The organism is Arenibacterium sp. CAU 1754 (genome assembly GCF_054482635.1).
Map to the genome: position 1 here is coordinate 316315 of NZ_JBTLRG010000002.1, position 26717 is coordinate 343031.

30 protein-coding genes are annotated in these 26717 nt (G+C 60.7%); 19 read left to right on the forward strand and 11 right to left on the reverse strand.

Annotation, left to right across the window (positions count from 1 at the left end; translation table 11 throughout):
* The first annotated feature begins 26 nt into the window (after positions 1-26).
* The 5 genes from lepB to recO are packed head-to-tail and all read left to right on the forward strand — an operon-like array spanning position 27 to position 3509.
* Positions 27-863 carry a signal peptidase I gene (gene lepB / locus ACXYMO_RS08205; protein ID WP_458878209.1) on the forward strand — a complete coding sequence of 279 codons (837 nt, stop codon included), beginning with the start codon at positions 27-29 and terminating at the stop codon, positions 861-863.
* Positions 860-1546 (forward strand): ribonuclease III, encoded by a 687-nt coding sequence (rnc, locus tag ACXYMO_RS08210; RefSeq protein WP_458878210.1) that lies wholly within the window; start codon positions 860-862, stop codon positions 1544-1546. The genes lepB and rnc overlap by 4 nt, the downstream gene beginning before the upstream one ends.
* Positions 1543-2448 carry a GTPase Era gene (era, locus tag ACXYMO_RS08215; RefSeq protein WP_458878211.1) on the forward strand — a complete coding sequence of 302 codons (906 nt, stop codon included), beginning with the start codon at positions 1543-1545 and terminating at the stop codon, positions 2446-2448. Before rnc ends, era begins: the two co-directional genes overlap by 4 nt.
* A complete protein-coding gene (locus tag ACXYMO_RS08220) occupies positions 2445-2774 on the forward strand; it encodes a DUF1491 family protein (RefSeq protein WP_458878212.1) in 330 nt (109 codons plus the stop codon). Before era ends, ACXYMO_RS08220 begins: the two co-directional genes overlap by 4 nt.
* 9 nt (positions 2775-2783) lie before the next feature.
* A complete protein-coding gene (gene recO, locus ACXYMO_RS08225) occupies positions 2784-3509 on the forward strand; it encodes a DNA repair protein RecO (protein WP_458878213.1) in 726 nt (241 codons plus the stop codon).
* Here the strand turns inward: recO and ACXYMO_RS08230 are convergent.
* Complete coding sequence (locus ACXYMO_RS08230) at positions 3493-3885, reverse strand: META domain-containing protein (RefSeq protein ID WP_458878214.1); 393 nt, start codon at positions 3883-3885, stop codon at positions 3493-3495. The genes recO and ACXYMO_RS08230 overlap by 17 nt on opposite strands.
* Positions 3886-3974: 89 nt before the next feature.
* Between ACXYMO_RS08230 and ACXYMO_RS08235 the strand changes: the two genes are divergently transcribed.
* Positions 3975-4586, forward strand: a complete 612-nt coding sequence (locus tag ACXYMO_RS08235; protein ID WP_458878215.1) for a hypothetical protein — start codon at positions 3975-3977, stop codon at positions 4584-4586.
* A 97-nt stretch (positions 4587-4683) separates the two neighbouring features.
* On the opposite strand, the gene ACXYMO_RS08240 is transcribed toward ACXYMO_RS08235, so the two are convergent.
* Positions 4684-6369, reverse strand: coding sequence for an acyl-CoA dehydrogenase family protein (locus tag ACXYMO_RS08240; RefSeq protein WP_458878216.1), 1686 nt, complete (start codon positions 6367-6369; stop codon positions 4684-4686).
* A gap of 145 nt (positions 6370-6514) precedes the next feature.
* On the opposite strand from ACXYMO_RS08240, the gene ACXYMO_RS08245 reads away from it, so the two are divergent.
* Entirely contained in the window at positions 6515-7282 is a 768-nt protein-coding gene (locus ACXYMO_RS08245) for a sulfite exporter TauE/SafE family protein (RefSeq protein WP_458878217.1), read from the forward strand.
* Positions 7283-7323: 41 nt separating this feature from the next.
* On the opposite strand, the gene ACXYMO_RS08250 is transcribed toward ACXYMO_RS08245, so the two are convergent.
* Both ACXYMO_RS08250 and ACXYMO_RS08255 read right to left on the reverse strand, forming a co-directional pair.
* Positions 7324-8922 carry a phosphoenolpyruvate carboxykinase gene (locus ACXYMO_RS08250; protein ID WP_458878218.1) on the reverse strand — a complete coding sequence of 533 codons (1599 nt, stop codon included), beginning with the start codon at positions 8920-8922 and terminating at the stop codon, positions 7324-7326.
* Entirely contained in the window at positions 8919-9236 is a 318-nt protein-coding gene (locus tag ACXYMO_RS08255) for a hypothetical protein (protein WP_458878219.1), read from the reverse strand. Before ACXYMO_RS08255 ends, ACXYMO_RS08250 begins: the two co-directional genes overlap by 4 nt.
* 13 nt (positions 9237-9249) lie before the next feature.
* Between ACXYMO_RS08255 and ACXYMO_RS08260 the strand changes: the two genes are divergently transcribed.
* From ACXYMO_RS08260 to ACXYMO_RS08290, 7 genes are read left to right on the forward strand one after another with little or no spacing between them, the layout of a single operon-like run.
* Entirely contained in the window at positions 9250-9951 is a 702-nt protein-coding gene (locus ACXYMO_RS08260; protein WP_458878220.1) for a response regulator transcription factor, read from the forward strand.
* Between the two features lie 33 nt (positions 9952-9984).
* Positions 9985-11694, forward strand: a complete 1710-nt coding sequence (locus tag ACXYMO_RS08265) for a sensor N-terminal transmembrane domain-containing protein (RefSeq protein WP_458879067.1) — start codon at positions 9985-9987, stop codon at positions 11692-11694.
* Between the two features lie 4 nt (positions 11695-11698).
* The gene (locus tag ACXYMO_RS08270; RefSeq protein WP_458878221.1) at positions 11699-12160 is read left to right on the forward strand and encodes an HPr kinase/phosphorylase; all 462 of its coding nucleotides are present in this window, start codon (positions 11699-11701) and stop codon (positions 12158-12160) included.
* Entirely contained in the window at positions 12157-13050 is an 894-nt protein-coding gene (gene rapZ / locus ACXYMO_RS08275) for an RNase adapter RapZ (RefSeq protein ID WP_458878222.1), read from the forward strand. Before ACXYMO_RS08270 ends, rapZ begins: the two co-directional genes overlap by 4 nt.
* A complete protein-coding gene (locus tag ACXYMO_RS08280; protein ID WP_458878223.1) occupies positions 13047-13439 on the forward strand; it encodes a PTS sugar transporter subunit IIA in 393 nt (130 codons plus the stop codon). Before rapZ ends, ACXYMO_RS08280 begins: the two co-directional genes overlap by 4 nt.
* A gap of 13 nt (positions 13440-13452) precedes the next feature.
* On the forward strand, positions 13453-13722 hold the full coding sequence (locus tag ACXYMO_RS08285; RefSeq protein WP_458878224.1) for an HPr family phosphocarrier protein: 270 nt from the start codon (positions 13453-13455) through the stop codon (positions 13720-13722).
* 24 nt (positions 13723-13746) lie between these two features.
* Entirely contained in the window at positions 13747-14655 is a 909-nt protein-coding gene (locus tag ACXYMO_RS08290; RefSeq protein WP_458878225.1) for a lysophospholipid acyltransferase family protein, read from the forward strand.
* A gap of 15 nt (positions 14656-14670) precedes the next feature.
* Here ACXYMO_RS08290 and ACXYMO_RS08295 read toward each other — a convergent pair whose 3' ends face one another.
* Positions 14671-15546, reverse strand: coding sequence for a 3-hydroxybutyryl-CoA dehydrogenase (locus ACXYMO_RS08295; RefSeq protein ID WP_458878226.1), 876 nt, complete (start codon positions 15544-15546; stop codon positions 14671-14673).
* Between the two features lie 160 nt (positions 15547-15706).
* On the opposite strand from ACXYMO_RS08295, the gene ACXYMO_RS08300 reads away from it, so the two are divergent.
* A complete protein-coding gene (locus ACXYMO_RS08300; RefSeq protein WP_458878228.1) occupies positions 15707-16528 on the forward strand; it encodes a DUF6473 family protein in 822 nt (273 codons plus the stop codon).
* A 57-nt stretch (positions 16529-16585) separates the two neighbouring features.
* Here ACXYMO_RS08300 and ACXYMO_RS08305 read toward each other — a convergent pair whose 3' ends face one another.
* The 6 genes from ACXYMO_RS08305 to ACXYMO_RS08330 all read right to left on the reverse strand — a co-directional run bounded on the left by ACXYMO_RS08305 (position 16586) and on the right by ACXYMO_RS08330 (position 21009).
* Complete coding sequence (locus ACXYMO_RS08305; RefSeq protein ID WP_458878229.1) at positions 16586-17512, reverse strand: electron transfer flavoprotein subunit alpha/FixB family protein; 927 nt, start codon at positions 17510-17512, stop codon at positions 16586-16588.
* Complete coding sequence (locus ACXYMO_RS08310) at positions 17512-18270, reverse strand: electron transfer flavoprotein subunit beta/FixA family protein (protein WP_458878230.1); 759 nt, start codon at positions 18268-18270, stop codon at positions 17512-17514. The genes ACXYMO_RS08305 and ACXYMO_RS08310 overlap by 1 nt, the downstream gene beginning before the upstream one ends.
* 166 nt (positions 18271-18436) lie before the next feature.
* A complete protein-coding gene (locus ACXYMO_RS08315; protein WP_458878231.1) occupies positions 18437-19009 on the reverse strand; it encodes a cob(I)yrinic acid a,c-diamide adenosyltransferase in 573 nt (190 codons plus the stop codon).
* Positions 19010-19021: 12 nt separating this feature from the next.
* The gene (locus ACXYMO_RS08320) at positions 19022-19219 is read right to left on the reverse strand and encodes a twin transmembrane helix small protein (protein WP_458878232.1); all 198 of its coding nucleotides are present in this window, start codon (positions 19217-19219) and stop codon (positions 19022-19024) included.
* Positions 19220-19288: 69 nt separating this feature from the next.
* A complete protein-coding gene (locus ACXYMO_RS08325) occupies positions 19289-20116 on the reverse strand; it encodes an SDR family NAD(P)-dependent oxidoreductase (protein WP_458878233.1) in 828 nt (275 codons plus the stop codon).
* Positions 20117-20340: 224 nt separating this feature from the next.
* Positions 20341-21009, reverse strand: coding sequence for an SH3 domain-containing protein (locus ACXYMO_RS08330; protein ID WP_458878234.1), 669 nt, complete (start codon positions 21007-21009; stop codon positions 20341-20343).
* A 230-nt stretch (positions 21010-21239) separates the two neighbouring features.
* On the opposite strand from ACXYMO_RS08330, the gene parC reads away from it, so the two are divergent.
* From parC to tuf, 4 genes are all read left to right on the forward strand, one after another.
* Positions 21240-23558, forward strand: coding sequence for a DNA topoisomerase IV subunit A (gene parC / locus ACXYMO_RS08335; protein ID WP_458878235.1), 2319 nt, complete (start codon positions 21240-21242; stop codon positions 23556-23558).
* A 244-nt stretch (positions 23559-23802) separates the two neighbouring features.
* Positions 23803-24423 carry a hypothetical protein gene (locus ACXYMO_RS08340; RefSeq protein WP_458878236.1) on the forward strand — a complete coding sequence of 207 codons (621 nt, stop codon included), beginning with the start codon at positions 23803-23805 and terminating at the stop codon, positions 24421-24423.
* Positions 24424-24708: 285 nt separating this feature from the next.
* The gene (locus tag ACXYMO_RS08345) at positions 24709-25311 is read left to right on the forward strand and encodes a hypothetical protein (RefSeq protein ID WP_458878237.1); all 603 of its coding nucleotides are present in this window, start codon (positions 24709-24711) and stop codon (positions 25309-25311) included.
* A 109-nt stretch (positions 25312-25420) separates the two neighbouring features.
* Positions 25421-26596: an elongation factor Tu gene (gene tuf, locus ACXYMO_RS08350; RefSeq protein ID WP_458878238.1), complete on the forward strand. Its 1176-nt coding sequence runs from the start codon at positions 25421-25423 to the stop codon at positions 26594-26596.
* Positions 26597-26717 lie beyond the last annotated feature (121 nt).

A 26717-nucleotide genomic window follows, 5' to 3' on the forward strand; every position in this document is an offset into this window, starting at 1 on the left:
ATTCAGCCCACAAGCCGGAGAGCGTAATGGCCAGCGAACCCAAACAACAAGGTGTTGTTGTCGAGACGATCAAGACAGTGGTTTATGCGCTGCTGATTGCCGGTCTGTTCCGCACCATATTCTTTCAACCGTTCTGGATTCCGTCGGGTTCGATGAAGGAAACTCTGCTGATCGGGGATTTCCTGTTCGTGAACAAGATGGCCTATGGGTATTCCTATGCCTCGTGCCCCAGCGTGCGGCTGCCGCGGTTCGGGGTCAACATCGACGCCGAGGATGTGTGCGGCTGGATGAAGGGTGACAATGACCGCATCTTGGGCAGTGAGCCCGAGCGTGGCGATGTCGTCGTCTTCCGTCACCCGGTCACGGGCAGTGATTTCATCAAGCGTTTGGTGGGCCTTCCGGGCGAGCGTGTTCAGGTGCGCGAGGGCGTTCTTTATATCAATGATGAGCCCGTGCAGCTGAAGGTTGACGGCGTGTTCCAGGAGGACATGCAGTCCCAAGGCCCCGAAGGCCGGTTGCCCAGCTGCGAAAACCGCCCGGTGGGCATTGGCGGGATCTGCGAAAAGTCGCGTCAGATCGAAACCCTGCCCGGCGGTGTCGAGCATGCGATCCTGAACATCCGCGACCAGAGCACCGACAACACCGGCGTGTTTATCGTGCCCGAGGGGCATTATTTCTTCATGGGGGATAACCGGGACAATTCAACCGACAGCCGCGTTCCGCAGACCGCGGGCGGTGTCGGGTATGTGCCGTTCGAAAATCTGGTGGGGCGCGCGGATCGCATCATGTTCTCGTCCGCGGGCAATTCGATGTTCAGTTTCTGGACATGGCGCAGTGACCGGTACTTCAAGGGGATCCAGTGAAGCTTTCGGCTGATCTGCGCGCCTTTGAGGGGCGGATTGGGCACCAATTCGAAACGCCCGAACTCTTGGTGCGGGCCCTGACCCACGGGTCGATGTCATCGCCCACGCGCGACGACAACCAGCGGCTTGAATTTCTGGGCGACCGGGTTCTGGGGCTTGTCATGGCGACCGCCCTGCTGGACGAGGATACCAACGCAACCGAGGGCCAGCTTGCCCCGCGGTTCAACGCGTTGGTGCGCAAGGAAACCTGCGCCGATGTCGCCCGCGAGATCGATTTGGGAAAGGTCCTGAAACTGGGCCGCTCTGAAATGATGTCGGGTGGGCGGCGCAAGCAGGCCTTGCTGGGCGATGCGATCGAGGCAGTGATTGCCGCCGTCTACAAGGACGCCGGTTTCGATGCGGCGCGCGATCTGATCCTGCGGTTGTGGGGGACGCGCATTGCCCAGGTCGAGGCGGATGCGCGCGATGCCAAGACCGCCTTGCAGGAGTGGGCGCAGGCGCGCGGGCAGACCCCGCCGAAATATATTGAGCTTGAGCGCAAAGGCCCCGATCATGCGCCGGTATTCACGATTGCCGCGCGGCTGACCGATGGCACCGAGGCACAGGCCACCGCCGGGTCGAAACGACAGGCGGAACAGGCGGCCGCCGCCGCCCTTTTGCAGAAAGTGGAGAAACGCGCATGACACGCGCCGGATTTGTTGCCCTGATTGGTGAGCCGAACGCAGGCAAATCGACCCTGCTCAACCGCATGGTCGGTGCCAAGGTGTCGATCGTAACCCACAAGGTCCAGACCACCCGCGCCCGCATTCGCGGTGTCGCCATCGAGGGGGACACGCAGATCGTGTTCGTGGACACGCCGGGCCTGTTCCAGCCGCGCCGCCGTCTGGACCGGGCGATGGTTGCTGCCGCCTGGGGCGGGGCGGCGGATGCGGATGTGGTGGTTCTCATGGTCGAGGCGCATCGCGGTATCACCGAAGGGGTCGAGCGCATTCTGGAAGGGCTGGCCGAGATCGGGCAGGGGCGAACCGTGGCCCTGGCCATCAACAAGATCGACCGCGTTCAGTCAGAGGCGCTGTTGGGCCTGACCCAAAAGCTGAATGAACGCTATGATTTTGCCGAAACCTTCATGATTTCCGCCGAAAAGGGGCACGGCGTCGATGCGCTGCGCGAATGGCTCGCGGGTCAGTTGCCCGAGGGTCCCTGGCTGTACCCCGAGGACCAGATCGCCGACCTGCCGATGCGCATGATCGCCGCCGAAATTACCCGCGAAAAGCTGACGCTGCGGCTGCATCAGGAACTGCCCTATCAGATGACGGTGGAAACCGAAAACTGGGAGGATCGCAAAGACGGCAGCGCAAGGATCGATCAGGTGGTTTATGTCGTGCGCGACGGGCACAAGGGCATCGTCCTGGGCCATCGCGGTGAAACCATCAAGGCCGTTGGCCAGGCCGCACGCGCCGAGCTGGAAGAGTTCCTGGGGCGCAAGGTGCATCTTTTTCTCAAGGTCAAGGTGCGGCCCAACTGGCTGGACGAGGCCGAACGCTATTCCGAAATGGGCCTTGATTTCAAAGACGGGAACGCATGAGCCGGCTGACGGCCGAGTTCTGGGTTCAGGCTTATCTGGCGCGTCTGAGGCTGGTTGAAATTCCGGCATTTGTCGTGGCACGGGGCGATAACACCGCCGGGGCCGTGCTGATCAAGCTGAACACGCTGGATGGCAAGGCGGTCGCGTTCCAGCGCAGTTTTGATCTGATGAGTGGTGAGCGGCGCTGGATCGAACTGTCCAGCGGCGACGAGCGCGAGGTGGATGACGCCATTTCCCGCCAGCGCGGGTTTGATCCCGACCTGTGGGTGATCGAGGTCGAGGATCGCAACGGGCGCCACTTGCTGGATGAACCGGGGCTGGACTAGGCTGGCGCGATGGACTGGCGCGACAAAGGCATCCTTCTGAGTGTACGCAAACATGGCGAGACATCCGCCATCATCGAGGTATTCACGCCCACCCACGGTCGGCATGCGGGTGTGGTGCGCGGCGGCACCAGCCGCAAGATCGCGCCGATCCTGCAACCGGGGGCGCAGCTCGATGTGGAATGGCGCGCGCGCCTTGAGGATCACATTGGAACCTTCCACGTCGAACCCCTGCGCAGCCGCGCGGCCGCGGCGATGTCGGGGCGGATGGCCTTGGCCGGGTTGAATGCGGTGACCGGTTTGCTGAGCTTTTGCCTGCCCGAGCGCGAGGCGCATAAGGGCCTTTATCGGCGCACGGAGCAGGTTCTGGACCTGTTGGGCCAGGACGAGATTTGGCCATTAGCCTATCTCAACTGGGAGATGGCCCTGCTGGAGGACATGGGGTTCGGGCTCGACCTGTCGTGTTGCGCGGTCACGGGCGCGCGGGCCGGGCTGGTCTACATCTCGCCCAAATCGGGGCGGGCGGTTTCGGCCCGGGGGGCCGGGGAGTGGGCGGACCGCATGTTGCCCCTGCCGCCCTGTCTGCGCGGCGAAGGCCCGGCACCCGACGAAGAGATTGCCCAGGGGCTGCGCGTGACGGGGCATTTCCTGGAAACACGTCTGGCCCCGGCGCTGGGTCACAAGCCGGTTCCCGAGGCACGGATGCGGTTCGTCGATACGTTCACTCGGCGGCTGTGAACACCATTTCGCGCCCGGTTTCGGTGCTCAGGATCAGTGTCCCGTTGCCGACTTCGGCCAAGGTCATGGCCGAAAGCGCGGAAAAGAACGCGTTTTCGGCCGCGAGATCCGGGCAGGCGCGGTGCGTGGCGGCGATGTTTTCCGCCTGAAACCACGGATAGGGGGCGGTCTGTTTTCCGCTGTAGGCGTTGCAGGGCGCATTGCCAGCGATCTGCCCCGGTTCGGGAAAGCGCAGCGTCGCGCGGGCCGCAAAGCGCCGGCCATCCATCTCAGCCAGTGTCCAGACCACGCCCGAGGCGCCATACCCAGTCAGGGTTTCGTCCGATCTACATGCGGGCAGGCAAATCAGTGACAGAATGGCAAAGTTACGCAACATGATCCCACGCTAGGCAAGCGGGGGGCGAAGTCAAACACAGGTCTTCGCGGTGCCAAGAAATTGACCCATTGAAAGGATATGCAAGCGGCATGATCGACGCGTTGAAACAGCTCAGAATGTTCGACTGGATGGTCGTTGCCGCGGGTTTGGGGTTTGTTACCGCGCTGCAAGTCAATGGCCCGCCCGTCCATCGCCTGGATCAGCCTGCCCCCGTTGCCCGGGATATGGCGCGCGTGGTTCAGATCGGCGGGCCGCACCCGTCCAGTGGGACAAAGGCCGCTGAGGCGTATTCGGAGTTCAAAAATCTTGACACTCACATTGGCGCCTTCGCCGCGAGCGAAAGCGGAGCATATGGATATTCCACCGGTTACAACAGCCGCGAGATGGCCGAAGAGGTGGCATTGTTCCGCTGTGCCAAACTTGGTGAGGTGTGTCGCGTGATTGCTGTCGTGCTGCCCAACGATCCGGTCGAGCGGGGCGGGATGATCCTGTCGCAATCGGCGCAGCAAGGATATGCCGAGCATTTGACCTACCCCGGATTTCACGCCTTTGCGTCTTCGGAATCAGGTGCCTGGGGATCGGCCTGGGCGTTCAGCACGCCGTTTGGCGCCCGTGCCCGTGCGATGGCAAACTGCAGGGTCTATCTGCAGAGGCAAATCGACAAGGGGCTGCCGACGCGGCCCTGCCGGTTCATCGACTGATCACGGGTCAGGTCTGCGCAGCATCCCGACCCCGCGCTAACGAATAAGGGCGCGGTTTGTCCCGCGCCCCATCTGCATTTCGAAGTGTCGGTCGCGATCAGGCCAGAAGGCGGCGCGCGATGACCTGAGCCTGAATTTCGGCGGCCCCTTCAAAGATGTTGAGGATCCGGGCATCGCACAACACACGCGAGATTTTGTATTCGAGCGCAAAGCCGTTGCCCCCGTGGATTTGCAGACCGTTGTCCGCCGCAGCCCAGGCAACACGCGCACCGAGCAGCTTGGCCATGCCCGCCTCAAGGTCGCATCGGCGGCCTTCGTCCTTTTCCACGGCGCTGAAATAGGTCAGCTGACGCGCGATCATGATTTCCACGGCCATCATGGCCAGTTTGCCAGACACGCGGGGGAAGTTGATCAGCGATTTGCCGAACTGTTTGCGGTCGATGGCGTATTGCATCGCGATATCCAGCGCCGATTGCGCCACGCCGATGGCGCGGGCGGCGGTCTGGATGCGGGCCGATTCAAAGGTTTCCATCAGCTGTTTAAAGCCTTTGCCCTCTTCCCCGCCCAGCAGGTTTTCACCTTTGACGTGGAAGTTGTCGAAGCCGAGTTCGTATTCCTTCATGCCGCGATAGCCCAGAACCTCGATCTCGCCGCCGGTCATGCCTTCGGTCGGGAAGGGGTGCTCATCGGTGCCGGGGGTCTTTTCGGCCAGGAACATGGACAGGCCACGGTGGTCTGTCGTGTTCGGATCGGTCCGGGCCAGCAGGGTCATCACATGGGTCCGGGCGGCGTGGGTGATCCACGTCTTGTTGCCGGTCACGCGGTAATCATCGCCGTCGTTGACCGCGCGGGTACGCAAGCTGCCCAAGTCCGATCCGGTGTTCGGTTCGGTAAAGACGGCCGTGGGCAGGATTTCACCGCTGGCGATTTTCGGCAGCCAGTTGGATTTCTGCTCATCCGTTCCGCCGCACAGGATCAGTTCCGCCGCGATTTCCGAGCGTGTGCCCAGCGAACCGACACCGATGTACCCGCGCGACAGTTCCTCGGACACGACAACCATGGACCCTTTGCTCAGGCCAAAGCCGCCAAGGTTTTCGGGGATGGTCAGGCCGAACACGCCCATTTCGGCCAACTCCTCGATGACCTCCATCGGGATCAGTTCGTCCTTGAGGTGCCAGTCGTGCGCATGCGGTTCAATCTTGTCCACCACGTAGCGGCGGAACTGTTCGCGGATCATCTCAAGCTCTTCGTCGAGGCCGGAGGCGCCGAAGGTGATGTTGGCCGCCTGTTCCTGCATCAGTTCGACCAGACGGGTGCGGGCCGCCTGGGTGTTGCCGGCCTGGGTCAGGGTCATGACGGCGGGTACCATCAGCGCGCGCATGTCGTCCTGCGACAGGCCGATGTCCTGTAGGCGCAGGATTTCGCCCTGGCTCATCGGGATGCCGCCGTAGATCTGCCACAGGTATTCGCCGAACGCGATCTGGTGGATCAGCTGTTCGATTTCACCGAATTTGCCCTGCTCGTTCAGCTTTTCGGCCCAATTCTGCATCTGGCGCAGGCTTTCAACATAGGTCGCAAGCCAGGACAGGCCATGTGCCGCGCTTTGCTCTGCCTCGATCAGCCCCGCAGAGACGCGGCCGTTTTCGGTGACCAGCCCGCGCACCCTCTCGCGGGCTGTTTCGAATACAGCCTCGACCGGGGCCATGGCGGCACCTGTCAGGGTCAGAAGATCGGGCAAAATCGTAGCAGTCGTCATCGGCAGTTCCTGTCCATCATGGGGCATGAATCGGCTCCTGTTTTGTGTTGCTTGGTCCTAATCATTTCGCAGGTGCAGCGCAACAAAAATACGTCAAAGTGGCGTGTTCTGTTCATTAATTGCGCGGAAATTTTTGCGATGCAGCATTCGGCACGGGTGATATGAGTAGGGAATGAGCAGTTTGTTTTCCCTGTTGCCCCCGGCTGAATGGGCGATGGCCTTTGGCATCGCCACTGTCGCGGGCATGGTCAAAGGCATGGTCGGATTCGCCATGCCGATGGTTCTGATTTCCGGTCTCGGGTTTTTCCTGTCGCCCGAAATCGCACTGGCGGGTCTGATCCTGCCGACGGTCGTCACCAACGGTTTCCAGGCCCTGCAACAGGGGGTCGGCGCGGCGATGCAATCGGTACGGCGGTTCCGGGTCTTCATGGCGGTCGGGCTGGTCTTTCTGTTGTCCAGTGCGCAGTTAGTCCGGATTCTGTCGCCAGCCACCCTTTTGTTGATGCTGGGCATTCCGGTGACCTTCTTCGCGTTGATCCAGCTCTTCGGTGTGCGGTTGCGGCTGGCCGAACCCAGTGCCCGGATCGAGGCCGCGATTGGCGCCTTTGCCGGGTTTATCGGGGGCATGTCAGGCGTGTGGGGGCCGCCAACGGTGTTGTACCTGACCGCGCTGGACACGCCCAAGGATGAACAGATCCGCGTGCAGGGCGTGATTTACGGGATGGGGGCGATTGCGCTTCTGGCGGCGCATACGGCATCGGGGGTCATGCGGGCGGAAACCCTGCCGTTTTCCGTGGCGCTGGTCATACCGGCGGTTCTGGGGATGTTGGTCGGGGGGCGGTTGCGCAGCCGGATCGATCAGGTGACCTTTCGCAAGGCGACATTGTTCGTGCTGCTGTTTGCCGGGCTCAATCTGGTGCGGCGGGGCCTGCTGGCCTGAGAAGAACGGGGCGCAGTTTCCTGCGCCCCGCCTGAATGCGATCAGCCGATTGCGGCCGCTTTGACGTCATCGTCGATGTAGGGAACATACTGTTCAAAGTTGTCGGCGAACATTTGGACCAGTTTGGCGGCCTGCGCGTCATAGGCGGCCTTATCATCCCATGTGCGGCGCGGATCCAGCAGGACCTGCGCAACACCGGGCACATCAACCGGAACATCAAAGCCAAAGTTCGGATCCTTGCGGAATTCGGCCTCGGCTAGAGTGCCGTCCAATGCGGCGGTCAGCAGGGCGCGCGTTGCCTTGATCGGCATGCGGTTGCCGGTGCCATAGGCGCCGCCGGTCCAGCCGGTGTTGACCAGCCAGCAGGTCGCGCCGTGCTGGGCGATCTTTTCGCGCAGCAGGTTGCCGTACACCTCGGGGCGGCGCGGCATGAAAGGCGCACCAAAGCAGGTCGAGAATGTCGGCTCGGGCTCGGTCACGCCACGCTCGGTTCCGGCCACCTTGGAGGTAAAGCCCGACAGGAAGTGATACATCGCCTGCGCCGGGGTCAGCCGCGCAATGGGAGGCAGAACGCCAAACGCATCGCAGGTCAGCATGATGATGTTCTTGGGGTGGCCGCCCAGCGCGGTTTCGGACGCGTTCGAGATGTATTCCAGAGGATAGGCGCACCGCATGTTGGCGGTCAGGCTGTCATCCTCGAAATCCAGCTCAAAGGTTTCCGGGTCGAAGATCATGTTTTCGATAACGGTGCCGAACTTGGAGGTGGTGGCGTAGATTTCCGGCTCGGCCTCGGGGCTGAGCGAGATGGTCTTGGCATAGCATCCGCCTTCGAAGTTGAAGGTGCCGCGATCAGACCAGCCATGTTCGTCGTCGCCGATCAGCGTGCGGGCCGGATCGGCCGACAGGGTCGTCTTGCCGGTGCCCGACAGACCAAAGAACACGGCCGTATCCACCGGATTGCCATTGGCGTGGTTGGCCGAACAGTGCATTGGCATGATGCCTTTTTCAGGCAGCAGATAGTTCAGCAGGGAGAAGACCGATTTCTTGTTCTCGCCCGCGTATTCGGTGCCGCCGATCAGGATCATCTTGCGGTCAAAGTTCATCGCGATGACCGTTTCGCTGCGGCAGTTGTGCTTGGCCGGGTCAGCCTGGAAGCTAGGGCAGTTGATGACGGTGTAATCGGCGGTGAATTCGTCCAGCGCCTCGCGGTCGGGACGGCGGAGCATGTGGCGGATGAACAGGCCGTGCCAGGCCAGTTCGGTCACCATGCGCACATCGATGGAATAGGCCGGGTCGGCACCGCCAACGAGGTCCTGCACGTAAAAGTCGCGGCCCTTCATATGCTCGAGCATGTCCTCATAGAGGGCGTCAAAGCCTTCGGGCGACATTTCGGCGTTGTTTTCCCACCAGATCTTGTCCGCGACGCTGTCGGTTTTCACGACATGCTTGTCCATGGGCGAGCGGCCGGTGAATTTCCCGGTGGTCACGAGGAATGCGCCGCCTTTGCCAAGCGTGCCTTCGCCGCGCTTCAGTGCGGCTTCGACCAGCGCGGGTTCGATAAGGTTGTAATAGACATTGCCCAGACCCTCGATACCCTGATCTTCGAGGCGGAACTGCGGGTTAACCCGTCCAGATGTCATGCTTGTATTCTCCTGTGCCGGCGCTGGCTGTTGTCTTTGATACCGGCGGAGGCGCCGATGTTTCGCGTCTTATCACGCTGGTTTGCAGCATGAACAGGACGCTTTGGCGCAGTTAGCGCCACCACGGCGATGTTTAGCGCAACCATGCAATAACAAACGAACAGGTATCGTGGCCCGAGGGATACAATTCCTCCTATGCCAACAGTTTTTTTGTCCAATCCACGCCGATCCGGCGGGTGATTCGCAGTTAAGGATTGATTCGAAACGCCAAAGAAGCGATGAATAATGAAAAATCTACGATAAACGAGCATCATAGGGGCATTTTAAATGTCAAAAATCGCATTGGTGGACGACGACAGGAATATCCTGACTTCGGTGTCTATGACGCTGGAGGCCGAGGGTTTCGAGGTCGAAACCTACAATGACGGGCAAGCCGCGTTGGACGCCTTCAACAAGAAACTGCCCGACATGGCTGTCCTGGATATCAAGATGCCGCGCATGGACGGGATGGACCTGCTGCAACGCTTGCGCCAGAAAACCCAAATGCCGGTGATCTTTCTGACGTCCAAGGACGACGAAATCGACGAGGTTCTTGGCCTGCGCATGGGGGCCGATGACTACGTCAAGAAACCGTTTTCCCAGCGACTTCTGGTCGAACGCATCCGCGCATTGCTGCGCCGTCAAGAGGCCATGGATGGCGACGCCGCCGGAACCGGCCCCGAGACCAAGGTGATGGAACGCGGCCATCTGCGGATGGACCCGCTGCGCCATTCGGTCAGCTGGAAAGGCAATGACGTCTCTCTGACCGTGACCGAGTTCCTGCTGCTTCAGGCGCTTGCGCAGCGCCCCGGCTTTGTCAAAAGCCGCGATCAGCTGATGGATGTGGCCTATGACGATCAGGTCTATGTTGATGACCGCACGATCGACAGCCACATCAAGCGTCTTCGCAAGAAAATGCGCAGCGCTGACGATGACTTCTCGGCGATTGAGACACTGTACGGGATCGGGTACAGATATAACGAAGAATAGACTGCTCGGATGAGCATCGCCGAAAGGACGTTTGTGCGAGACACGGGCTCCACTCCGACTCATCGCAGTGGCGATGTTGTGCTGGGCGACGATTGGGTCGCCCCGGAAAGCACCGTGGCCGAAGAGCTGCAGGTCAAACGGGCCCGGCGCAATTTCTTCTCGCTTAAAGGGTCGCCGCTGACCCGCAAGATCATCATGTTCAACCTAATCGCGCTGAACATTCTGGTCGCTGGCATCCTGTATCTGAACGGCACCCGCGAAAGCCTTGTTTTGCAGCGGGCCAACGCGCTGGTCGGTGAAACGGAACTGATCGCCAACGTGTTCGAGGCCCAGTTGCCGTCCGAAGGGCCGATCGACCTTCTCGAAGCGGCAAGCATCGATGTTGGCGCGACGCTGGCCAATCTGAGCCTGCGCAATGGCGTCGAGGTCTACGTTTTCGACATTTCCAGCGAACTGGCCGGCAAGACCAAGGGCAGCGGTCAAAGCGACAAGCTGAGCGCGCTTGACCCTGAACGGGGCGGGCGCACCCTGATCAGCGACGGGTTGACCAAGGTGTGGAACGGCGTGGCGTCAGTCCTTGCCTTTGGGGGCCGCGACCGGAACCTGACATTGGAAGAACAGCTGCGCGAGCTGATCCCGGGGACAATCGCGCAGGGGTCGCAAGTTGAAACCAGCCTGGATACGGCCGGCGGCACCGTTCTGTCAGCAACCGCGCCGATCATGATGGGGGACAGGGGGATCGGCATGGTGGCCGTGGCCAGCCCGTCCGGGGAGATCGACGCGCTGGTGCGTGGCGAACGCGAGCGTGTCCTGCAAATTTTCGTGGTCGCCATTCTGGTGTCCATCGGTCTGAGCCTTGTTCTGGCCTCGACCATCGCCAATCCGCTGGCCGATTTGGCCGAGGCGGCGGAACTGGGCCGCGACCGCGATGCGCGGCGGGTCAATCCGGGGCGTATCCGCATACCCGACCTCAGCGCGCGCCCGGACGAGATCGGGCGGCTGTCGCGGGCGCTGCGTGGCATGGTGTCCGCGCTCTACAACCGGATTGACGGAAACGAACAGTTTGCCGCCGATGTGGCGCATGAAATCAAAAACCCGCTGGCCAGCCTGCAATCCGCCGTCGGCACCTTGCGGATGGTCAAGCGCGACGATCAGCGCGATCGCCTTCTCGACGTCATCGAACATGATGTGCGCCGTCTGGACCGTCTGGTCAGCGACATTTCCAACGCGTCGCGTCTGGATGCCGAACTGGTCAAGGAAGAGGAAGAACAGTTCGACCTGCTGGCCATGCTGAACAACCTGAACCAGTATCTGGGCGAGGATGCCAAGGCCAAGGGGATCGACTATATCACCGATCTGCCCTCAACGCCGATCCTGATCCAGGGGCTTGAGGCGCGTCTTGCGCAGGTGTTCGTGAACCTGATCACCAACGCGATTTCCTTTTGCGAAGACGGCGATGCAATCCGGGTCTGGGCCCGCAAGCGTGAAAATCGGGTTCTGGTCGTGGTCGAGGATACCGGCCCCGGCATTCCCGATCAGGCCCTCAGCAAGATTTTCAAACGCTTCTATTCGCAGCGCCCCGAAGAGCATTTCGGCAATAACTCGGGTCTGGGACTGGCGATTTCGAAACAGATCGTCGAGGCACATGGCGGGGTGATCTGGGCCGAAAACATCCGCCCGACCGAGGCCGACATCACGTCCGACCCGCTGGGCGCGCGGTTTGTCGTGGGTCTGCCTGTCTGATCGGATGCCGGACGTTCCGAAAGGACCTGTCGTGCCCGATGCGGGCGCAAACATCGCCCACGCCAGCTGTGTCGCGCTGAACGGCCGTGCGCTGTTGATCCGCGGCGCGTCGGGGAGCGGGAAATCCGCGCTGGCGCTGGAACTGATGGCGCATGGCGCGCTGCTGGTCGCCGATGACCGGGTTGTTCTGACTGTGCAGGGCGGGCAGGTGATGGCGCGCGCCCCGGACACCATCAAGGGTATGATCGAAGCGCGGGGCCTGGGCATTCTGGCCGCCGACAGTGCCGGGCCGACACCGGTGGGTGCGGTGGTCGATCTGGACCAGACCGAAGCGGAACGTCTGCCGGAAATGTGCGAAACCGTGGTGCTGGGTCAATCTGTGCCCTTGCTTGCGCGCGCGCCATACCCACATTTTGCAGCAGCTCTTGTGCAATACTTGAAATCGGGGCTTCGAACGGACGTATGACATTGCCAAACCCGGCACAGAAAAAACTGGTCCTTGTGACTGGTCCCTCGGGGGCCGGGCGGACCACTGCGATCCGGGTTCTTGAGGATGCCGGGTATGAGGCGATCGACAATCTGCCGCTGCAACTGATCCCGCGTCTGTTGGAAGGGCCGGGGCCGGATACACCGATGGCGCTGGGCATTGATACGCGAAACCGTGATTTTTCGACTGCTGCCTTGCTGCACCTGATCGACGAACTGGCTGCGCGCGGCGATACCGACCTCACGGTTCTGTATCTGGATTGCCGCAGCGATGTCCTGTTGCGCCGGTTTTCCGAGACCCGCCGCCGGCATCCGATGGCCCCTGCAGAAAGTCCTGAAATCGGTGTGGCGCGGGAACTGGACCTGTTGGCGCCGATCCGCGACCGGGCCGACACGCTGGTCGATACATCCGAATTGAACGTACACCAGTTGCGCGCCGAAATCGAAGGCTGGTTCGCGCCGGACCGTCAGCGCCCGCTCGCCGTTTCGGTGCATTCGTTTTCCTACAAGCGGGGCCTTCCGCGTGCCATCGACATGGTGTTCGACTGCCGGTTCCTGAAAAACCCGTATTGGGAGCCGACCTTGCGCGCGCTGGACGGGCGCAGCGTCGAGGTCGCCCGGTATGTCGCCGATGACCCCCGGTTCGCACCGTTCTTTGACCGCGTTCTCGACCTGACCCGGATGCTGTTGCCGGCCTATGTGGAAGAGGGCAAATCGCATCTGTCCATCGCCTTTGGGTGTACCGGAGGGCAACACCGGTCGGTTGCCTTTGCGGAAAGTCTGGCCAAGGCCCTTGCGGAAGATGGTCAGCAGGTGTCAATTAGACATCGCGAGCTTGAGGGCCGGACGACGGATGAGAGGCCGATTTGATCGGAATTGTGATCGTGGCGCATGGTGGTTTGGCCAAGGAATACCTGGCCGCCATTGAGCATGTCGTCGGGAAACAGCCCGGCATGGTGGCGGTCGCCATTGAGGCAGATCATGATCGCACCGCAAAGCAGCAGGAAATATGCGCCGCGGCGGATTCGGTTGACGCGGGCGACGGTGTTATCCTTGTGACCGACCTGTTTGGCGGCTCCCCTTCGAATCTGAGCCTCATGGCCTGTCAGCCGGAAGACCGGCGTATCCTGTATGGCGCGAACCTGCCGATGCTGATCAAGCTGGCCAAAAGCCGCCATTTGCCGGTGTCAGAGGCGGTGCGCATCGCCATGGACGCAGGCAAGAAATACATTAACACGCAAAATATAAGCTCCGAATAGAGGCCACTGCCGAATGACACAGATGACCTTGAAAATCGTGAACGAAAAGGGGCTGCATGCCCGCGCCTCGGCAAAACTTGTCGAAGTTGTCGAAGGGTTCGACGCCCAGGCCGAGGTGTCGCGCGACGGCTTGTCTGCGTCGGGCGATAGCATTATGGGGCTTTTGATGTTGGCAGCCTCGAAGGGAACGACTATTGACGTTGAAACTTCGGGGCCGGATGCTGAGGCATTGGCGGGAGCAATAGAAGCGCTGGTAGCTGACAAATTCGGTGAGGCCTTCTGAGCCGCCCCCCGCGAAGTCGGTTGGATGGACGGGAAGAACAAATTGGTTGAAACCGCTCATAACAACAGCGAGGGCATCGAGCCCCGAGTTGGCCAAGCGCAAGAGGGCGAGGTCTATGACCGGCGCACGCTGACCTATGCCAATTCCTTTGATGATCGCTGGACCTCGCTTGCGATCCGCACGATCGAATGGTTCACCGGCAAGCTGACCATTCTGCGGATGGTATCGAAATTCGAAAGGCAGAATGCCGAATATCGCGGCCAGAAATTCTGGCGCGGGGCGCTGGATATCATGGGGATCGATCTTTTGACCCCCGAGGAACAACTGTCGAATATTCCCGATGGCGGGCCCGTCGTGGTGGTGGCAAACCACCCGCACGGGATGGTCGATGGTATGATCCTGGCCGACCTGATCGGTCGTGTCCGCCAGGATTATCGCATTCTGACCCGCTCGGTTCTGACCGGCCTTGACGAGGCCGCGACCAGTTTCATGATCCCGGTGCCGTTCCCGCACGACCCCGAAGCGCAACGCAAGATGGTCGAAATGCGTGCCAATGCGATGGAGCATCTGGGCCAAGGCGGTGTTGTGGCCCTGTTTCCGTCAGGCGTGGTGATGTCGTCGGACAACTGGTTCGGTCCCGCGATGGAGCGGGAATGGAACGTGTTCACCGCCAAGATGATCCGCCGGTCGGGCGCGCGCGTGGTGCCGATCTACTTCCCCGGGTGCAACTCGCGGGCCTATCAGATCGCCAACCGGATTTCACCGATTTTGCGGCAGGGCCTGTTGCTGCATGAAATCGTGCGGTCCTGCAAGAAACCGCAGGCTCCTATCGTGGGCGCGCCGCTTACCGATGATCAGATGGCCCCGCTGGAAACCGACCCGCGCGGCTTCATGGCATGGTTGCGGGAACATACGCTGAACCTGAATTCCTGAACTGATCGCGCCCTGCTACCGGGTCGGAACGATGACCTCTCCGCGATAGTCATAGAACCCGCGCTGCGTCTTGCGGCCCAGCCATCCGGCCTCGACGTATTTCGTCAACAGCGGGCAGGGGCGGTATTTGGTGTCGGCCAGCCCGTCGTGCAGCACGTTCATGATGGCAAGGCAGGTGTCGAGCCCGATGAAATCGGCCAGTTCCAGCGGCCCCATTGGGTGATTGGCACCCAGCTTCATCGATTCATCGATGGATTTCACGTTTCCGACGCCCTCGTATAGCGTATAGACGGCCTCGTTGATCATCGGCATCAGGATGCGGTTGACGATGAAGCCGGGGAAATCTTCGGCACTTGCTGCGGTTTTGCCAAGCCGTTCAACGACCTCGAGACAGGCCTTGTAGGTGGGTTCATCCGTGGCGATGCCCCGGATCAGTTCGACCAGCTGCATCACCGGAACCGGGTTCATGAAATGGAACCCCATGAAGCGTTCGGGCCTGTCCGTGCGGCTGGCCAGCCGGGTGATCGAAATCGACGAGGTATTCGAGGTCAGGATCGTGTCCGGTTTCAGATGCGGCTGAAGATCCTCGAAAATTGCCTGTTTCACGCTTTCGCGTTCGGTGGCGGCCTCGATCACCAGATCGGTGGCGCCAATGTCGGGCAGGTTCAGGGTGGTGGTGATCCGGGCCATCGCATCGGTCATGGCCTTTTCTTCGATCTTGCCGCGCGACACCTGCCGGGCAAGGTTTTCCCCGATCTGGGTAATCGCGTTGTCCAGCGCGTCCTGGCTGATGTCGGTCATCACCACGTCATATTCGGCCAATGCCATCACATGGGCAATTCCGTTGCCCATCTGACCCGCGCCGATCACCCCGATTGATTGAATTGCCATGGCCCTGCCTTTCACCGCTGTTACGGGACCTTATCGGCCCAATCGGGGCGGGGACAAGGGCCGGAGTAACGATCAATTTGCCGCAAATGCGCCCATTAGCATTTTGGCAATGCCTTTGAGCCGAATCTGACCATGGGTGAAAAGAAAATTGGTGGGTGAAATGAGTTTCGAATTACCGGGCGCCAATGCGCTTGACGAAGAGCTGTGTAAATATGGAAATTCCAGATTGCTGTTCCGCGGGCCGCCCCGCGACCTGAACGCGCCCTATGTCGCCTTTCTGGGCGGGAGCGAGACATTCGGGAAATTCGTGGCGGCGCCCTTTGCGCGGCTGGTGGAACAGACGGTGGGAACACCTTGTGTCAATCTGGGGTGCGGGGATGCGGGGCTCGATACCTTTCTGCACGACCGAGACGTGATGCAGGTTGCCTCGGGGGCCGAGATGGCGGTGGTGCAGGTGATGGGCGCCCAGAACCTGACGAACCGGTTCTATCGCGTACACCCACGGCGCAACGACAGGTTTATTGAGCCATCCGCCGTGCTGAACCGGGTGTTTGGTGAGGTCGATTTTACCGAGTTCAATTTCAACAAACACCTGTTGCGAACGCTCTGGCGCATCTCGCCCGAGAGGTTTGCAATGGTGCGGGACGAATTGCAGGCCAGATGGGTGGCGCGGATGCGGGTGTTGCTGGCCCGGCTCAAGCGAAAGCCGATGCTGTTATGGCTCCGCTACGAGGATGAACCGGGGCAGGACCCGGCCAGCGGGCTGGGGGCAAAGCCGGCATTGGTGACACGGGCGATGCTGGACCAGCTGGCCGATGACGTGCGCGATCTGGTCGAAGTCGAGGTCGCAATGGCCGAACATGCGGGCGAGGTCGATGGCATGGTCTTTGGCCCGCTGCAGGCCCCGGCGGCGGCGCATATGATCGGCCCGGCGACCCACGCCAGAATTGCCGAGGCGCTGTTGGACAAGATGCCCCTTTGAACGCGAAAAGGCCCGCCGGTTGGCGGGCCTTTTGCTTTTTCGGACTTGCCGCTGCGTTTACAGCTTTTCGACCAATTCGGGAACGGCGTCGAACAGGTCTGCAACCAGACCGTAATCCGCAACCTGGAAGATCGGCGCCTCTTCGTCCTTGTTGATCGCGACGATGATTTTCGAGTCCTTCATGCCGGCCAAGTGCTGGATCGCACCCGAGATGCCAACCGCGACATAGAGATCGGGGGCGACCACCTTGCCGGTCTGACCCACCTGCCAGTCGTTCGGGGCAAAGCCCGAGTCGACGGCGGCGCGCGACGCGCCAACGGCGGCGCCCAGCTTGTCGGCCAGTTTCTCGATCAGGGCAAAGTTCTCTTCGGACCCAACGCCGCGCCCGCCGGACACGACCACACCGGCCGATGTCAGTTCGGGACGATCCGATGCGGCAACCTTGTCTTCGACCCATTCGGACAGGCCGGGGTTATCCGCGGCGCCAATGGATTCGACCGAGGCAGACCCGCCTTCGCCAGCGGCATCAAACGTCGAGGTGCGGAAGGTGATGACCTTTTTCGCATCCGACGATTTGACGGTCTGAATGGCGTTCCCGGCATAGATCGGGCGCTCGAACGTGTTGCCATCGACAACGCCGGACACATCCGACAGGACCATCACGTCCAGCAACGCGGCAACGCGCGGCATGACGTTTTTGGCGTCCGTGGTGGCCGGGGCGGTGATATGTTCATAGTCCCCGGCCAGCGACGCGATCAGCGCGGCGGTCGGTTCGGCCAGACGGTGACCCAGCGATGCGTCTTCGGCGACCAGAACCTTGGCCACACCGTCGATCTTGGCGGCGGCGTCGCCTGCGGCAGCCGCAGAGGCGCCCGCGCACAGAACGGTCACGTCGCCCAGGGCCTTGGCCGCGGTCACGGCCTTGGCGGTTGCGTCGATTGCCAGTTCACCATCGGTGACTTCTGCGAGAAGAAGAACAGCCATTACACAGCCCCCGCTTCTTTGAGTTTTGCGACCAGCTCGTCCACCGAGCCGACCATGATACCGGCCGCGCGTGCCGCGGGCTCGGAGGTTTTGACGATTTCCAGACGCGGTGTGACATCAACGCCGTAATCATCGGCGGTTTTCTCATCCAGCGGCTTTTTCTTGGCCTTCATGATGTTGGGCAGCGACGCGTAACGCGGCTCGTTCAGGCGCAGGTCGACGGTGACGATCGCGGGCATCTTGACCTTGATGGTCTGCAGGCCGCCGTCCACTTCGCGGGTCACGACGGCACTGTCGCCGTCGATGTCCAGTTCCGAAGCAAAGGTGCCCTGCGACCAGCCCAGCAGGGCCGACAGCATCTGGCCGGTGGCGTTCATGTCATTGTCGATGGCCTGCTTGCCGGCCAGAACCAGACCGGGCTGTTCTTCCTCGACCACCTTGGCCAGGATTTTCGCAACGGCCAGCGGTTCGATGTCGGTGTGCACGTCATCGGCGGCAACCACCAGGATGGCACGATCCGCACCCATGGCCAGGGCGGTGCGCAGGGTTTCCTGCGCCTGTTTGACGCCAATGGAAACCACGACGATTTCTTCAGCCTTGCCGGCCTCTTTCAGGCGGATCGCCTCTTCGACGGCGATTTCGTCGAAAGGGTTCATCGACATCTTCACGTTGGCCAGATCGACACCGCTTCCGTCCGCTTTGACACGAACCTTCACGTTGTAGTCGATCACGCGCTTGACAGGTACCAGTACCTTCATCTGCGGTTCTCTCCTTGTTCAACCGAGCCGCTGGCCGACTCGTTCCAATTTCGCTCCCGCGATTGATAGCGGGAGGTGTGCCATGGAAACAGTGCAAAAACGTCGTAATGACAAGACAGAACGTCGCGTTTTTCCGCTGTGCGGAAAGTAATTCCGCAGTTTATCGCTAACGGTTGGCGCCGGGAATCCACAGCACGTCATCCTTGCCGGAATTGTTCGCCACGCGCGCCGCCACGAAGAACCAATCGCTCAGCCGATTGAGATAGCGCACCGTTTCCGGATTCACCTCCGTGGTCGAGGCCAGTTCGACGGCCAGACGCTCGGCGCGCCGGGCGACCGTGCGGCAGACATGCAGGTAGGCAGCCAGCGGCGTGCCGCCGGGAAGGATAAAGCTGCGCAGCGGGTCGAGGTCGTCGTTCATGGCGTCGATTTCGGTTTCCAGCCTGTCCACCTGAGAGGTGATCATGCGCAGCGGCGGGTATTCTGCGGTGGCGTCCTGTTCCATGTCGGGGCGGCAGAGATCGGCACCCAGATCAAACAGATCATTCTGAATGCGCATCAGGGCGGTGTCGATATCGCCGGTCGCATGCAGGCGGGCCACGCCAACGTGCGAATTCAATTCATCCGTCGTGCCATAGGCCGCGACGCGCAGATCGTATTTGGCTACGCGATCATTGTTGCCAAGGGCCGTTTCGCCCTTGTCGCCGGTGCGGGTGTAAATCTTGTTCAGAACAACCATGTTTCGTCGTCCTTACAGGCCACGCAGATAGACAAGCAGCAGGATCAGCAGCACGGCTATGAATTGAAACAGGATACGCAGGCGCATCATCTTGTTGGCATACTTGGCGTTAAAGGCGCCACCTTTGGCAAACCCGCCGATGCCGACGGCAAGAACGATGACCACGGCGGCCATGGCCACCAGTATCAGGTAAAAAAGCGGATCGGACATGCGTCCCCCGTCAGAATTATTGCGTTGAACCGTGATCTAGCGCTGATGGCACCAAAAGGCGAACGGGATTTACCAGGCCGCGACAATACGGTCGATCATGCGGGTGCTGAAAATACGTTTCAGATACCCGGCCAGAAAGGTCGGCGTCGTGATGTAGACACGCGGCGCGGGGTTCGCGGATTCGAGCGATTTGATCAGTTTCGCTGTGACCGCGCTTGAGGGCAGTTCGAACTTGTCGGGGCCGGTCGGGTGATACATGCGCGGCACCAATGATTCTTCGTATTTGTCGCGCAGAGGCGATTTTTTCCAGTCGATGTATTTTTCGAAATAGGGAATGCCCTTTTCCCGGAACAGGGTCGCGATGGGGCCGGGTTCCAAAATGACGACATGAACGCCGCTGCCGCGCAGTTCAAGGCGCATGACATCCGTCAGCCCCTCGAGCGCATGTTTACTCGCCGTATAGGCCCCGCGCCAGGGAATGGCGATGAAACCCAAGGTCGAAGAACATTGCACGATGTGACCGTGGCCTTGCGCGCGCATTACCGGGATGATCCGGCGGGTGAGGTCGTGCCAACCAAAGAAATTCGCTTCGAACAGGGCGCGCAGGCCTTCGACCGGTAAATCCTCGACCGCGCCATTCAACTGATGCGCGCCATTGTTGAACAGGGCGTCCAGCGTGCCGCCGGTGGCCTCGAGAACCTGTGCCAGACCGATTTCGATGCTCGCCGGATCGCAATAATCAATGCGGGGCGCCTCGAACCCCTGTGCGATCAGCCGGTCGCAATCGGCCTGCTGGCGGCAGGATGCGAAAACGCGCCAGCCCCGGTCGCGCAACCCAAGGGCGGCGTCCTCGCCGATGCCCGAACTGCATCCGGTTATCAGAATGGATTTTTGCATTTCGCGGCTCCCGATTGGCTGTGCGCACAGCTATTGCCGGGAAAACGCGGCAAATGCAAAGGGGTGTCATATGTTGGTGTCAGCAAAGCCGTTGGTGTGCCCCTGATACACGAGCTTGCGTCGGGTCGTCGCAGGAAAAGGCCCGCCAAAGGGCGGGCTGGTCCAAAACGGCGTAACGTCAGCGGTGCGCCTCGCCGCCTGTCAGATTGGCAGGGCGCGTCGCCTTAGCGGGTTGGTTCGCTCAGCAGGCGGGCGGCAATCCAACCGACACGGTCACCGGGCAGGGTGCGCAGGCGCAGCCATCCGTCGCCATTGTCCGTGAGGACCTCGACCTTCTGACCGCGGGAAACGCGGGTGATGATGCCATGGGACGTGCCCGGACCGGCGCGCATGTTGACGCGTGTGGCCAGAACCTCGCGCAGGTCAGTGCCTGCGACGACAGGTGCGCGCACGGCTGTTTCAACAGGCTCGACATTGGCATCCGATGCAATCGACGGGGTCGCCAGAGAGGCCAGTTGAATTGTACCGGTGCCGGTGCCCTGATCGATCAGCGGCAAGCCCTGTTGCAGGCTGGCGCGGACCTGAACCAGTTTGGCCTCGTTGTCGGCGGCCGCAAATGCCGCGGCGTTGTCCTTGAGAACATCGGCGGGGTCAGATTTTTTGATTTTTGCTAGGCTTGTTTTGATCGCGGCCTTGGTGACCAGTTTCTTGGCGTCGTCGCGGTTGACTTGCGTCACCAGAATCGGGGCCGGCGCGGCGCGTGCCGGAACAGTCCGGTCCTCGGTCACATCGGCAGTTTGCATGGCAGAGCGCGGTTGGAAATCAGCGCCGCCGCTCATTTCGTAGAACGCCCACCCCATGATGAGAAATGAAAAAATGATATAGCGCGGCATGCTGCACCCCCCTGAACAGATCAATCGTAATTGCTAAACCCAAACCGCAGCAGTTTGGTTCGATAACTGTAGCAGATTCGCGCATCTGGTGCATGGGTTTCGATTCCGCAAAACTTCCCCTGTGGCGGATGAAACGCAGTTCGGGGCCCCGATGACGGTCGTGCGAATTTCACGTTGAAATGCTTCTGCGCCATCTTGCTGCGATCGCGCGGCGCGGCTACACACGATCTATGACCGATTTGGTAGATGACCCCAACATCGAGCGGGACGACAACCCCTCGGAAGTTCTGGAACCGCTGCGCCGCGCGATCGGCGAGCGGTACCTGACCTATGCGTTGTCCACCATCATGCACCGCGCGCTGCCCGATGCGCGCGACGGGTTAAAGCCGGTTCACCGTCGGATCCTTTATGCGATGCGGGAATTGCGGCTGGCCTCGAACGGGGGATTCCGCAAATCTGCCAAGATCAGCGGCGATGTGATGGGCAACTATCACCCGCATGGCGACGCCGCGATTTACGACGCGATGGCGCGTCTGGCACAGGATTTCAACGTGCGTTATCCGTTGGTCGACGGGCAGGGCAATTTCGGTAACATCGACGGGGACAACCCGGCCGCCAGCCGATACACCGAGGCGCGGATGACGGTTGTGGCCGAGGCGCTGCTGGAAGGTCTGAACGAGGACGCGGTTGATTTTCGCGACAACTATGACGGCACGCTGACTGAACCGGTCGTTCTTCCGGCGCAGTTCCCGAACCTTCTGGCCAATGGGTCTTCCGGTATCGCCGTGGGCATGGCAACCAACATCCCGCCCCACAACATTGCCGAACTATGCGATGCCTGCCTGCACCTGATCAAGACGCCCGACGCGCGCGATGACACGTTGCTGAATTACGTGCCGGGCCCCGATTTCCCCACCGGCGGCGTGATTGTCGAACCGCCTGAAAACATCGCCAATGCCTATCGCACGGGGCGCGGATCATTCCGCCTGCGCTGTAAGTGGGAGGTCGAGGATCTGGGCCGAGGCCAGTGGCAGATCGTCGTCACCGAGATTCCCTATCAGGTTCAGAAATCCAAGCTGATCGAAAAGATCGCGGAACTGATCCAGACCAAGAAGATCCCGATCCTCGCCGATATCCGCGATGAAAGCGCGGGTGACGTGCGCATGGTGATCGAACCGCGCAGCAAGAATGTCGATCCCGAGGTTCTGATGGGCATGCTCTATCGCAACTCGGACCTCGAAGTGCGGTTCAGCCTGAACATGAACGTGCTGATCGACGGGCTGACCCCCAAGGTGTGCAGTCTCAAGGAGGTTCTGCGCGCATTTCTTGATCACCGGCAAGAGGTTCTGTTGCGCCGCAGCCGCCACCGGCTGGCCAAGATCGATCACCGCCTTGAAGTGCTGGAAGGTTTCATTGTTGCCTTCCTGAACCTGGACCGGGTGATCGACATCATCCGCTATGACGATGATCCCAAGGCCGCGCTGATGCGCGAAGACTGGGGCGTGGCGCACAAACGCGCGATGGATGAGGCGGATTACGTTCCGCCCGCCCCGTCGAGCGAGGAATCGCTGTCCGAAGTTCAGGTCGATGCGATCTTGAACATGCGCCTGCGGTCGCTGCGCCGCCTGGAAGAACTGGAACTGCTGCGCGAACAGTCCGAACTGATGGAAGAACGCGCCGCACTTGAGGACCTGCTTGAGGACGAAGGCCTGCAATGGGCCAAGATTTCCGAGCAGCTGAAAGAGACCAAGAAGCAGTTCGGCAAAGATTACGAGGGCGGCGCGCGCCGCACCCGGCTGGAAGAGGCGGCCGAGGTCGAGGACGTTCCGCTTGAGGCGATGATCGACCGCGAACCGATCACGGTTGTGTGCAGCCAGATGGGCTGGATCCGGGCGATGACCGGTCACATCGACCTGACGCGCGAATTGAAATTCAAGGATGGCGACGGGCCAAGGTTCATCTTCCATGCGGAAACGACCGACCGGCTGCTGGTCTTCGGCTCGAACGGGCGGTTTTACACGCTCAGCGCGGCCAACCTGCCCGGCGGGCGGGGCATGGGCGAACCGCTGCGCCTGATGGTCGATCTGCCCAACGAGGCCGAGATCGTCGATCTGTTCATTCATGTGCCCGATCGCAAACTGCTGGTGGCGTCCTCGGCAGGGGATGGGTTTATCGTGCCCGAGGCCGAAGTGCTGGCCCAGACCCGAAGCGGCAAACAGGTTCTGAACGTGCGCGGCGACGTGCGCGCCAAGGTTTGCCGCCCTGTCACGGGCGATGCGATCGCCGTGGTCGGCGAAAACCGCAAGGTTCTGGTGTTCATGGCCGATGAACTGCCCGAAATGGGCCGGGGCAAAGGCGTCCGGTTGCAGAAATACAAGGACGGTGGCCTGAGCGACGCCACCAGTTTCACCCTGTCCGAAGGGCTGAGCTGGCTGGATCCGGCCGGGCGCACACGTACCGAAACCGAACTGGCCGAATGGGCCGGTAAACGTGCCAGCGCCGGGCGCATGGCGCCGCGCGGCTTCCCGCGGGACAATACGTTCACCTGATACCGAGCCGCGCACCTTTGACCTAATGGCGGCTTTGCGGACGGAGCTGCCTTTCGCTGCATTCGCTCGAACGTCTGCTTCGCTAAACTATCTCGAAGAGGCTGGCATTGCTGATCCCACCAAAGGCTGAATTCGCTACGGCCTTACTTCCCGTGGGGCACTGAGACATTCCTTTGATTGGCCATTTTTCAAACACAAACTTTGGCAAATCTGCAATTGACATAGCTTTCAAACCGAGGTGGACATGCCAACCGAAGCCTACATTGTTCAATCTGAATGCAAATTTCATGCAGTTGTGACAGCTTCCAGTATCGCCCATGAGAGTGCTCTCGACGAAATCCTTGTCGATTTGGACCGAGCGCTGGATATCCTGAAAGACAACCTTGAGACAGACGGTGTCCTGGCCCATGCGCTCTGCTTGCAAGTTGCCGGCATTGAACCAGACAAGGGCGCCTATAAAAGTGAGGGGATGGGCGATGAATTGCATGATCCGTGGACATCCTTCTGCCCAGCATTCTGGACGAAACTCATAGCCACACCATCGCTGGAGCCAAGACTTGCACAGTTTCTGGAAAAGCTCCGAGGCCTTTTGGAATACGGCAACAACACTTTATGTTTTCCAATGTCCGAAGGCGACGAGACGCAATTTGGAGAGCCACTTTTGGCCCATCTCACACTAACAGATCCTCGTTTTATTCCCAACTACATGGCATTTCTGCGGCTTTGGGACATGGACCACGAGGTCGAAATCTCGGGCGCTATTCTTGAAATTCTTGAAACTTATCCGGACGACGCCAATGCGAAAGCGTTGCGGGAATACTGCTTGGAAGTGTTTGCTGGTACGGATCTTGCCGAGCAGCTTTAGCATGCGGCTTAGCCTTGTGGTGGGGCTCCACGAAGACAAGCCAATTTAGCAGCAAAGAGCGAAGGCGGACATTTGCGTGGTATGCAGAATTCGAGACTTGGGCTCAAACCAGACATTGGGCACTTCCCCGCAGCATAGGTCAAAACCATGTGGCGTTCTCGATCTGGCGCACCAGGTGCTGCTGATCCCAGTTTGGCATGAAATCGCGTGTGTCGGTGGCTGCGGGTTTGCACGGCGCCACGCGGTGGTCTATCAGCAGGTCAGACAGGCCAACGAGAGTGACAAATGACCCGCTTTTTTTCCTTGCTGCCCGTGCTGGGCCTTCTGGCCGCATGCGCCACGACCGACATCAACACCGCGCCGCTGGCCGATCTGGGCGCTTACCGGCTGGGTCATAACGTGGTTGTCGCCTCAAAGGCGCAGCAAGGTCCGATTTCGCGTGATGCCACGCCCGAGGAATGGGTCAGCGTCATGAAATCGGCCGTTGCCAATCGGTTTGGCCAGTATGAGGGCAACCAGCTTTATCATTTCGGCATCAGCGTCGAGGGCTACATGCTGGCCCCGCCGGGCGTGCCGCTGGTTTACAAGCCGAAATCTGTTCTGATTCTGAACGTTACCGTCTGGGATGACGCGGCCAACAAGAAGCTGAATGAAAAAGTGCACCAGATCACGGTGTTTGAGGACACGACGGGCGAATCCTTTCTTGTCGGTTCGGGCCACCAGCGCACCAAGGAACAGCAGATGGCCGGGCTCGCCGCCAATGCGGTCCGTGAAATCGAAAAATGGATGGTCGAGCAGAAAAAGGAAAATGGCTGGTTCCTGCCGCGTCCCGGGGCGGCGACCACCGCGATTGTCGAACGGACCGAAGGCACAGCCGTGCAAGAGTAATCGCGCAAACCAACGTCACTCTTGATTTTCCCAACCGAAACTCATATGTGGCGCGCGCAGAGACAATAACCGGGTCTAGAGACCCCACATTTGAAAAAGGCGCCACGACATGGCAAAGGAAAAGTTTGAGCGTACGAAACCGCACGTGAACATCGGCACGATTGGTCACGTTGACCACGGCAAGACGACGCTGACGGCTGCGATCACGAAGTATTTCGGCGACTTCAAGGCCTATGACCAGATTGACGGCGCGCCCGAAGAGAAGGCCCGCGGGATCACCATTTCGACGGCACACGTCGAGTATGAGACCGAGAACCGTCACTATGCGCACGTCGACTGCCCCGGCCACGCTGACTATGTGAAGAACATGATCACCGGTGCGGCGCAGATGGACGGCGCGATCCTGGTTGTGAACGCGGCCGATGGCCCGATGCCCCAGACGCGCGAGCACATTCTGCTGGGCCGTCAGGTCGGCATCCCGACCATGGTTGTCTACATGAACAAGGTCGACCAGGTTGACGACGAAGAGCTGCTGGAACTGGTGGAAATGGAAATCCGCGAGCTGCTGAGCTCGTATGATTACCCCGGCGACGACATCCCCGTGATCCCCGGGTCGGCCCTGGCCGCCCTGGAAGGTCGCGATCCGGAAATCGGCGAAGAATCGATCCGCAAGCTGATGGCCGCGGTTGACGAATTCATCCCGACGCCCGAGCGCGCTGTTGACCAGCCGTTCCTGATGCCGGTCGAAGACGTGTTCTCGATCTCGGGTCGTGGTACGGTTGTGACCGGCCGTGTCGAGCGTGGCGTGATCAACGTTGGCGACGAGATTGAAATCGTCGGCATCCGCGACACACAGAAAACCACCTGCACCGGTGTGGAAATGTTCCGCAAGCTGCTGGATCGTGGTGAGGCCGGCGACAACATCGGCGCCCTGCTGCGCGGCATCGACCGCGAAGGCGTTGAGCGTGGCCAGGTTCTGTGTAAGCCGGGTTCGGTGACACCGCACACCAAGTTCGAAGCCGAAGCCTATATCCTGACCAAGGATGAAGGTGGCCGTCACACGCCGTTCTTCGCGAACTACCGTCCGCAGTTCTACTTCCGGACGACCGACGTGACCGGCACCGTGACGCTGGCCGAAGGCACCGAGATGGTGATGCCCGGCGACAACGTGTCGTTCGGTGTTGAACTGATCGCGCCGATCGCAATGGAGCAGGGCCTGCGCTTTGCCATCCGCGAAGGCGGCCGCACCGTCGGCGCCGGCGTCGTGTCGAAAATCGTCGAATAATCGGTTTCGGCAGAAGCCGAACCTGATCTTGAACCGGAAAGGCCGCGCACCCAGCGCGGCCTTTCTTTTTGTCGGCCCGGGTGCAGTGTTGAAATCATCCAAAAACCCCGTAACCTGATTT

Coding starts and splice junctions, on each gene's coding strand:
- ACXYMO_RS08300 (WP_458878228.1), top strand. CDS start 15,707: ATGAGTTTCGAATTACCGGGCGCCAATGCGCTTGACGAAGAGCTGTGT.
- rapZ (WP_458878222.1), top strand. CDS start 12,157: ATGACATTGCCAAACCCGGCACAGAAAAAACTGGTCCTTGTGACTGGT.
- ACXYMO_RS08285 (WP_458878224.1), top strand. CDS start 13,453: ATGACACAGATGACCTTGAAAATCGTGAACGAAAAGGGGCTGCATGCC.
- ACXYMO_RS08220 (WP_458878212.1), top strand. CDS start 2,445: ATGAGCCGGCTGACGGCCGAGTTCTGGGTTCAGGCTTATCTGGCGCGT.
- era (WP_458878211.1), top strand. CDS start 1,543: ATGACACGCGCCGGATTTGTTGCCCTGATTGGTGAGCCGAACGCAGGC.
- ACXYMO_RS08345 (WP_458878237.1), top strand. CDS start 24,709: ATGACCCGCTTTTTTTCCTTGCTGCCCGTGCTGGGCCTTCTGGCCGCA.
- ACXYMO_RS08315 (WP_458878231.1), bottom strand. CDS start 19,009: ATGGTTGTTCTGAACAAGATTTACACCCGCACCGGCGACAAGGGCGAA.
- recO (WP_458878213.1), top strand. CDS start 2,784: ATGGACTGGCGCGACAAAGGCATCCTTCTGAGTGTACGCAAACATGGC.
- ACXYMO_RS08230 (WP_458878214.1), bottom strand. CDS start 3,885: ATGTTGCGTAACTTTGCCATTCTGTCACTGATTTGCCTGCCCGCATGT.
- ACXYMO_RS08295 (WP_458878226.1), bottom strand. CDS start 15,546: ATGGCAATTCAATCAATCGGGGTGATCGGCGCGGGTCAGATGGGCAAC.
- lepB (WP_458878209.1), top strand. CDS start 27: ATGGCCAGCGAACCCAAACAACAAGGTGTTGTTGTCGAGACGATCAAG.
- ACXYMO_RS08250 (WP_458878218.1), bottom strand. CDS start 8,922: ATGACATCTGGACGGGTTAACCCGCAGTTCCGCCTCGAAGATCAGGGT.
- ACXYMO_RS08340 (WP_458878236.1), top strand. CDS start 23,803: ATGCCAACCGAAGCCTACATTGTTCAATCTGAATGCAAATTTCATGCA.
- ACXYMO_RS08270 (WP_458878221.1), top strand. CDS start 11,699: ATGCCGGACGTTCCGAAAGGACCTGTCGTGCCCGATGCGGGCGCAAAC.
- ACXYMO_RS08325 (WP_458878233.1), bottom strand. CDS start 20,116: ATGCAAAAATCCATTCTGATAACCGGATGCAGTTCGGGCATCGGCGAG.
- ACXYMO_RS08240 (WP_458878216.1), bottom strand. CDS start 6,369: ATGCCCCATGATGGACAGGAACTGCCGATGACGACTGCTACGATTTTG.
- tuf (WP_458878238.1), top strand. CDS start 25,421: ATGGCAAAGGAAAAGTTTGAGCGTACGAAACCGCACGTGAACATCGGC.
- ACXYMO_RS08310 (WP_458878230.1), bottom strand. CDS start 18,270: ATGAAGGTACTGGTACCTGTCAAGCGCGTGATCGACTACAACGTGAAG.
- ACXYMO_RS08245 (WP_458878217.1), top strand. CDS start 6,515: ATGAGCAGTTTGTTTTCCCTGTTGCCCCCGGCTGAATGGGCGATGGCC.
- ACXYMO_RS08255 (WP_458878219.1), bottom strand. CDS start 9,236: ATGATGCTCGTTTATCGTAGATTTTTCATTATTCATCGCTTCTTTGGC.
- ACXYMO_RS08330 (WP_458878234.1), bottom strand. CDS start 21,009: ATGCCGCGCTATATCATTTTTTCATTTCTCATCATGGGGTGGGCGTTC.
- parC (WP_458878235.1), top strand. CDS start 21,240: ATGACCGATTTGGTAGATGACCCCAACATCGAGCGGGACGACAACCCC.
- ACXYMO_RS08290 (WP_458878225.1), top strand. CDS start 13,747: ATGGACGGGAAGAACAAATTGGTTGAAACCGCTCATAACAACAGCGAG.
- ACXYMO_RS08260 (WP_458878220.1), top strand. CDS start 9,250: ATGTCAAAAATCGCATTGGTGGACGACGACAGGAATATCCTGACTTCG.
- ACXYMO_RS08235 (WP_458878215.1), top strand. CDS start 3,975: ATGATCGACGCGTTGAAACAGCTCAGAATGTTCGACTGGATGGTCGTT.
- ACXYMO_RS08320 (WP_458878232.1), bottom strand. CDS start 19,219: ATGTCCGATCCGCTTTTTTACCTGATACTGGTGGCCATGGCCGCCGTG.
- ACXYMO_RS08305 (WP_458878229.1), bottom strand. CDS start 17,512: ATGGCTGTTCTTCTTCTCGCAGAAGTCACCGATGGTGAACTGGCAATC.